This window comes from Nonomuraea sp. NPDC059194, assembly GCF_042754765.1.
In the GTDB taxonomy this organism is placed as follows: domain Bacteria; phylum Actinomycetota; class Actinomycetes; order Streptosporangiales; family Streptosporangiaceae; genus Nonomuraea.
Window position 1 is genome coordinate 1 of sequence record NZ_JBHZBH010000111.1, and the last position, 1,744, is coordinate 1,744.

The 1,744-nt window shown below is 56.5% G+C and carries 1 rRNA gene; it reads right to left on the bottom strand.

What is annotated here, in order from left to right:
• Nucleotides 1-1,694: ribosomal RNA gene (locus tag ACFXJ8_RS44020) — 23S ribosomal RNA — on the bottom strand; the annotation flags it as partial.
• Between the last annotated feature and the right edge of the window lie 50 nt (nt 1,695-1,744).

Here is a 1,744-nt window from a genome sequence, read left to right on the forward strand (position 1 = left end):
CTCCCTACATGCTTACCCCAGGAACAACCATCGCCTGGGTTGGACTACCTTCCTGCGTCACCCCATCGCTTACCTACTACCCGATCGGATCGAGCGTTCAGCCTCACCACTTGTCCCGAAGGACGCTGCGGGGCTTAAGGACTCTTAGCATCACGAGGTTCGATATGGGCGCGTTAAAGCGGGTACGGGAATATCAACCCGTTGTCCATCGACTACGCCTGTCGGCCTCGCCTTAGGTCCCGACTTACCCTGGGCGGATTAGCCTGGCCCAGGAACCCTTGGTCATCCGGCGCGAGGGTTTCTCACCCTCGATTCGCTACTCATGCCTGCATTCTCACTCGCACAGCCTCCACAACTAGATCACTCTGCTGCTTCGCCGGCTGCACGACGCTCCCCTACCCATCAACAAGAACCAAAGCTCTCATCAATGCCACGACTTCGGCGGTGTACTTGAGCCCCGCTACATTGTCGGCGCGGAATCACTTGACCAGTGAGCTATTACGCACTCTTTCAAGGGTGGCTGCTTCTAAGCCAACCTCCTGGTTGTCTCTGCGACTCCACATCCTTTCCCACTTAGCACACGCTTAGGGGCCTTAGTCGGTGATCTGGGCTGTTTCCCTCTCGACTACGGAGCTTATCCCCCGCAGTCTCACTGCCACGCTCTCACTTACCGGCATTCGGAGTTTGGCTGACGTCAGTAACCTTGTCGGGCCCATCGGCCATCCAGTGCTCTACCTCCGGCAAGAAACACGCGACGCTGCACCTAAATGCATTTCGGGGAGAACCAGCTATCACGGAGTTTGATTGGCCTTTCACCCCTACACACAGGTCATCCCCCAGGTTTTCAACCCTGGTGGGTTCGGTCCTCCACGAGGTCTTACCCTCGCTTCAACCTGCCCATGCGTAGATCACTCCGCTTCGGGTCTACAGCATGCGACTCAAACGCCCTATTCAGACTCGCTTTCGCTACGGCTCCCCCACACGGGTTAACCTCGCCACACACCATAACTCGCAGGCTCATTCTTCAAAAGGCACGCAGTCACATCACAGCTGAGCAAGCCCAGCTAAGCTCCTACGGCTTGTAGGCACACGGTTTCAGGTACTATTTCACGACCCCTCACCGGGGCACTTTTCACCTTTCCCTCACGGTACTAGTGCACTATCGGTCATCAGGGAGTATTTAGGCTTACCAGGTGGTCCTGGCAGATTCACACAGGATTTCTCGGGCCCCGTGCTACTTGGGATCCCCTTCAGGAGTCCATCCGATTTCGCCTACCCGGCTCTCACGGTCTACGGCGCCCCTTCCCAGAGGCTTCAACTATCGGAAGGATTTCTTACTCCTCGAAGAAGCGGCAGCTCCTTCAGAAAGGTCCCACGACCCCGGACATGCAACGCCTGCCGGCTATCACACATGCCCGGTTTAGCCTCATCCGCTTTCGCTCACCACTACTCACGGAATCACTGTTGTTTTCTCTTCCTACGGGTACTGAGATGTTTCACTTCCCCGCGTTACCACCAACCGCCCTATACATTCAGGCGGAGGCAACACCACATGACTGGTGCTAGGTTTCCCCATTCGGACATCCCCGGATCAACGTCTGGTTGGCGACTCCCCGAGGCTTAACGCAGCCTCCCACGTCCTTCATCGGCTCCTGATGCCAAGGCATCCACCGTGTGCCCTAAAAAACTTGGCCACAAAGATGCTCGCGTCCACTATGCAAATCTCAAACAACAAACAGCGACC